Below are 5,198 nucleotides of genomic sequence, written 5' to 3' on the forward strand. Positions count from 1 at the left end.
GAAAGCGCGATCAGCGTCGGCTGCGCCAGCGTCTTGGCCAGCCCGCGCGTCTCCAGCGCGTTGAGCGTCGCGTCGATCGACAGCCCGCCGATGTTGAACATCTTCTGGAAGATGCCGAACGTCCCGGTGATCGACGCGAGCTGCAACACCGATGCCCCCGGCACCGACGTCGTCGACGTCCCGCCGCCGGGCAAGGGCGTGGTGACGGTGACCGGCTGGCCGGGGACGAGCTGCGCACCCTGCCCGGTCGCCGCGCGGAACGAGCCGCCGCGCGAATTGGCGAAGGCGCTGACGCCCAGATCCTTGCCCGCGTTGCGATCGACCTCGGCAAAGCGCACCTCGACCATCACCTGCTGGCTCGACCCGACCGAGATCAGGTTGATCACCTTGTCGCCGGCATAGGCCTTGGCGAGCTGCGCGGCGCGATCGGCCGCGGCGGGGCTGCCCACCATCCCGGTGAGGACGATCGAATCGTTCGAGATCGCCGCCTCGATCGGCTCGCCGGGGAGCAATTTGCGGATCTGATCAGTCAACGCGATGACATCGGGGCCGACCGCGATGTCGATCACCGAGATCACTCGCCCCGCCGCATCGTATAGCGTCAGGCTGGTCGTGCCCATATTCTTGCCGAGCACATAGATCGAGCGATTGGTGATCGGCACGATATCGGCGATCATCTTGTCGGGCTTGTCGTCGCCGCCGATCAATGCCTTGGCGATCGGGCGATCGGCGGTGACAACCTGGCTCTTGTTGAGCGGGACTTCGAGCGTCCCGCCGCGCAGTCCCGCCTCGCCCTGCGCCAGCGCAGGAGCCGGGGTCGCCAGCGGAAGCCCGGCGGCGAGCGCTGCGGAAAGCGCCAGCAGCGGGCGGCGCGCCACGCGCGCCTTGCGGTCAATTGCCATGTTGCACCCCATATTCGCTGACCGTCGTGCCGCGGATCACGGTCATCGCCGGACCCGGCCGAAGCACGGCCGATGGATGGGACAGGCCGGCCGTCAGGCGCGGCAGCGGCAGCCGGGGCAGCGAGGGCGCGGGATTGGCGCTGCGCTTTACCGGGATGACGTAATTGGTCGCGCTCAACTGGCGCGGCAGGACGGTGGCGCGCGTTCCCGCGACCTGATCGGCGACGTTGCGCAGCGCCAGGCTGATCACGCCGAGTTGCCCGGCCAGCGCCAGCTTCTGCGCGCTGATCGTATCGACCTCGAGCGTCGCGGTCTTGCTGATCACCGGCTTGGTGGCGTTCTCGTCCGACACCTGATCGACACCCAGCACCGGCACATTCTCCAGCACGACATCGGTCATTTTGTCATTGGCCGTCGCCCCCTCGCCCGGGATCGGGCGGGTCAGCAGCACGTCGACCACGTCGCCGGGCCGGACGAAACCGCCCACGCCGTTCACGTCGTTGATCGACACCGCATAAGCGAGCTTGCCCGCGGGGAGGTTGGCGGCGATCGTCGCGCGGCCATTGGCCCCGGACACCTTCGACGCCAGCACCGGTTCGCCGATCACGATCGGGCGCAACGCGACCCGCCCGTTCTTGGTCGCCTCGGCGATCGACATGAAGGCGCCGGCCGGAACCGACTTGGCCGGATAGGCGGCGAGCCGCAAATTGCTGGCGGTCAACGGCGTCGCGAAGGACATATCCTGTGCGGCGACGACAATATTGGTGAGTTGCTGATCTTTCGCAGCCTGTTCGGATCGCGTCGCGACCCCGGAGAAATAGGCATTGGCGATAATCACCGCGGCAATGCCGACCACCACCGCAATGGCGATCACGATGAGATTGCGTCCTTGCATAGTCCCCCCCATGCGTTTTGCAGTGCGAGGCAGGACGCGGCCGGATTCCGGAAAGTAATCCGGCCGCGCCTCTGAACTATTATGAGCAGGCTGCGGTGGTATGCGTGCTGATGCAGCTCGCTGCGCCGGTCATGGCATTGCTGATCGAGCCACCAAGCGTGATCGCAGCACCGGCAATCGCCGTCCCGACAATGGCAAGGATCAATGCATATTCGGCCGCCGAAGCGCCGGTTTCGTCGCTGATGAAATCGCGGAAGAACTTGATCATGTTCATAACCCCTTGTGAACACGACGGATCGGTCGAACATGACTGCCGTCATGTATTTCCACAGGGAAGCCGGTTACGCAGCCCCCTGATCTTCACCGGGATCTCCCGCGAACGGGAGCGATCCGTTGTTCTTCCGCGCAGTCCAGGCCCCCCTGCTCTGCAGCGATATGCTTACCCGGTGATGACGCTTGAAGGTTCCGCCCAATATCGGAAATGGTCAATCATTCCGACGGCATATTTTTTTTCGTATTGAAAAATAACGAATTATTCCGGCCAGGCATTAACGATTCAGGTTAACAGGCGGGATTCCGGTCGATTTTGACATGGCCAATGATCCGCCCGTGGGATAGCTTACGACTCGGTTCTTAACGGACCCATAACTTCCCTTTTCTATTGTTGCGGACATGCCAATCGCACCCGGCACCACCCCCCGATCGAGCACCGCCGCCGGCGGTCTGGCGGCGGCGTGGCGCGGCGCTGCGGCACGGCTGCGGGATCGAAGCAAGTCTTTGATAAGCTTCTTTGATCTGCGGATGGAGCGGCTGATCCTGGGGTGGATCGGGGTGACCGTCGCGATCGCATTTTTCAAGATCGCTGATGCCCCGAATCCACCCCGCGACATGCTTCATGCGGCGGCCCTCTCGCTGCCCTATCTGCTGGTCGCACTGGCACCGATCGCGGGCTACCGACTCGCCGCGGGGAGCTTCCCGCGCGGCACATTGACCGCGCAACCCGCGATCCGATTGTGCCGATACGGTACATGGCGGTCGTTGGACGAATTGTCGGCACGCGAAAACCCGTGGTTCGGGCCGGGCGGATTCATGGCCTCGCTGCTGCTCGGGCTGCTGCTCAACGTACCCGTGCGCAGCCTGGAATTCTTCGTCGCGGTGCCCGCGCTCGGCGGCGACGCGCCGGTCTGGGCGCAGACCATCCTGACGATGATGACGCTGGACGTCATCGCGATGAATTTTTTCTACATGGTCTGCTTCGTGCTGGCATTGCGCGCGGTGCCGCTGTTCCCGCGGATGCTGCTGTTCGCCTGGCTGTTCGACATCATGATGCAATGCGCGATGGCACGCGCGATCGGCGCGGCGCCCGATCTGCCCGGCAATGTCGCCGCCGCGATGTCGACGCTGCTCGCGGGCAATCTGCAAAAGGTGCTGATCAGCGTCGCGGTGTGGCTGCCCTATCTGATCGTGTCGGAGCGGGTGAACGTCACTTTCCGTCGCCGCGCACGCGCCTGATCGCGCGCCGCGTTCCGCACCTTGTACCGATATGGGAAACCGTCGATGGTTTCCGCTATATTGACAATTCACCGCTAAAGGCGAATTTTTACAGTTAGTCCGCCGGGGTCGCTCCCGCGGGCCAAGCCCGAACGAAAGCACGCCGCCTGCGCGACGCGACAGGAACGGCACACGGGCAAGGGCCGCTGTTCTGTTGGGGTAGGAACATGCTGCACCGGCTTGCATATCGTCTCGGCACGATCGGCTTTTCCCGTTTCCGCGATCAGCGCGGCGCGATCAGCCCGCTGATGGCGCTGATGATCATCCCAATAGCAGGCGCGACCGCGACGGTCACCGAGATCGGGCAATGGTATTATTTCCAGCGCGCGATGCAGAATGCGGCGGATTCCGCCGCGCTCGCCGCCGCCACCAACGCCAATGCCGGGAGCACCGGCAGCACCTATCTCGCCGAGGCGCGCGCCGCCGCGCAGAAGTTCGGCTTCGTCGACGGGCAGAACAATGTCACCGTCACCGCGGCGGCCAACGTCACCTGCCCATCAGGGGTGGCGACGGGATCGATATGCTATTCGGCGACGCTGACCTCACAGGTGCCGCTGGCGCTTTCCGCGCTGGTCGGCTTTCGCGGCGACAAGAACGGCGGCTTCGCGCGGTCGATCGTCGCCAGCGCGATCGCCACCACCGCGACCGGGGGCGCGGCGGGGGGCGGCTCGACCACCGGGTGCATCGGCACCTTGTCGACCGGCACCAATTCCTTCACGAGCAACGGTGGCCCCAAGCCCGATCTTGCCGGCTGCAGCATCATCTCGCACGGCGGCGCGACCTGCAACGGCCATGATCTTGGCGCCGATTACGGCATCGCCGCCGGCACCGACAGCGGCTGCGGCAAGCAGCAGATTTCGGGGGCCAACATCCCCGCCGACGCTTATGGCAATTACGCCAAGAACATTCCGGCCAATCCTTGCAACGGCGTCTACAATGCCACCACGATGTCCGGGACGGTCACCCTCCCCGCGACGCGATGCGGCCCGGTAACATTGTCGGGCAATGTCACGCTCAGCGGCTCGGGCACGCTGACGATTTACAACGGCACACTCGATCTCCACGGCAATACTGTGACCGCAACCAGCGGAACCTTGGTCTTTTCGGGCGACAATTCGGCGAGCACCGTGCGGGCGCCGACCGACAGCGTCAACGGCAACTCGTCGGGCACGCTGAATATCCAGGCGCCGAACAGCGGCAACTGGTCGGGCGTGGCGATCTATCAGGATCCCAGGATGAGCCCGCCGCAATCCGCGCTCGATCTCACTTATGCCGGCAACAAGCCGACCTGGGACATCACCGGGCTGGTCTACCTCCCAAAGGCAAACGTCACGTTCAGCGGCGCGGTCAACAAATCGGCCAATGGCGCGGCCTGCTTCGTGCTCGTCGCCTATACGGTCCTGGTCAACGGCACCGGCAGCATCTTCGCCAACAACACGCAATGCGCCACCGCCGGCCTCGTCCCGCCGAGCGGCGGCGGCGTGACCCGCGAAAAGCTGGTGCAATGAGCACGCGACGGCATCCCGGCTGGCTCGCGCGGTTCGGCATCGACACGCGCGCGTCGGCGGCGGCGGAAATGGCGATGATCTTTCCGATCGTCGGCTTCGTCACGATGAACGTCGTCGATCTTGCGACCTATATGTACAGCAAGATGCAGGTCGATCTCGCGGCGCAGCAGGCCGCGGGGATCGTCCGCTCGCTCTGCACCAATCCCGCCCCGGCGAATTGCGGGACGACCTATCTCAACCAGATGAAGAGCGCCGCGCAGCAGACCACGCTCGGCACCGCCGTCACCGTGGTCGGCAGCCCGACCGAAAGCTATTATTGCGCCAATACCGGCGGGACGCTGG

General features: G+C 64.8%; 6 protein-coding genes. 3 read left to right on the plus strand and 3 right to left on the minus strand.

Going from position 1 to position 5,198, the window contains the following annotated elements:
- From BGN95_RS18985 to BGN95_RS18995, 3 genes are all read right to left on the minus strand, one after another.
- On the minus strand, window positions 1-902 hold a 902-nt coding region (locus tag BGN95_RS18985), incomplete at its 3' end, for a pilus assembly protein N-terminal domain-containing protein (protein ID WP_286773715.1).
- Window positions 892-1,797: a Flp pilus assembly protein CpaB gene (gene cpaB, locus BGN95_RS18990; protein ID WP_265311448.1), complete on the minus strand. Its 906-nt coding sequence runs from the start codon at window positions 1,795-1,797 to the stop codon at window positions 892-894. The genes BGN95_RS18985 and cpaB, both read right to left, overlap by 11 nt.
- 79 nt (window positions 1,798-1,876) lie before the next feature.
- A complete protein-coding gene (locus tag BGN95_RS18995; protein WP_179514011.1) occupies window positions 1,877-2,065 on the minus strand; it encodes a Flp family type IVb pilin in 189 nt (62 codons plus the stop codon).
- Window positions 2,066-2,598: 533 nt separating this feature from the next.
- On the opposite strand from BGN95_RS18995, the gene BGN95_RS19000 reads away from it, so the two are divergent.
- The 3 genes from BGN95_RS19000 to BGN95_RS19010 form a co-directional block, all read left to right on the plus strand.
- Complete coding sequence (locus tag BGN95_RS19000; RefSeq protein WP_286773681.1) at window positions 2,599-3,309, plus strand: DUF2569 domain-containing protein; 711 nt, start codon at window positions 2,599-2,601, stop codon at window positions 3,307-3,309.
- A gap of 206 nt (window positions 3,310-3,515) precedes the next feature.
- On the plus strand, window positions 3,516-4,856 hold the full coding sequence (locus BGN95_RS19005) for a pilus assembly protein TadG-related protein (protein WP_286773682.1): 1,341 nt from the start codon (window positions 3,516-3,518) through the stop codon (window positions 4,854-4,856).
- Window positions 4,853-5,198: TadE/TadG family type IV pilus assembly protein (locus tag BGN95_RS19010; protein WP_286773683.1), on the plus strand; the 346-nt coding region annotated here is incomplete at its 3' end. The genes BGN95_RS19005 and BGN95_RS19010, both read left to right, overlap by 4 nt.

The organism is Sphingomonas sp. 66-10, from assembly GCF_001897045.1.
GTDB classification, from domain to species: Bacteria; Pseudomonadota; Alphaproteobacteria; order Sphingomonadales; family Sphingomonadaceae; genus Sphingomonas; species Sphingomonas lycopersici.

Bases quoted from the DNA above. Each gene is read 5' to 3' on its own strand.
- cpaB (WP_265311448.1), bottom strand. From the start codon at position 1,797: ATGCAAGGACGCAATCTCATCGTGATCGCCATTGCGGTGGTGGTCGGC.
- BGN95_RS19000 (WP_286773681.1), top strand. From the start codon at position 2,599: ATGGAGCGGCTGATCCTGGGGTGGATCGGGGTGACCGTCGCGATCGCA.
- BGN95_RS18995 (WP_179514011.1), bottom strand. From the start codon at position 2,065: ATGATCAAGTTCTTCCGCGATTTCATCAGCGACGAAACCGGCGCTTCG.
- BGN95_RS19005 (WP_286773682.1), top strand. From the start codon at position 3,516: ATGCTGCACCGGCTTGCATATCGTCTCGGCACGATCGGCTTTTCCCGT.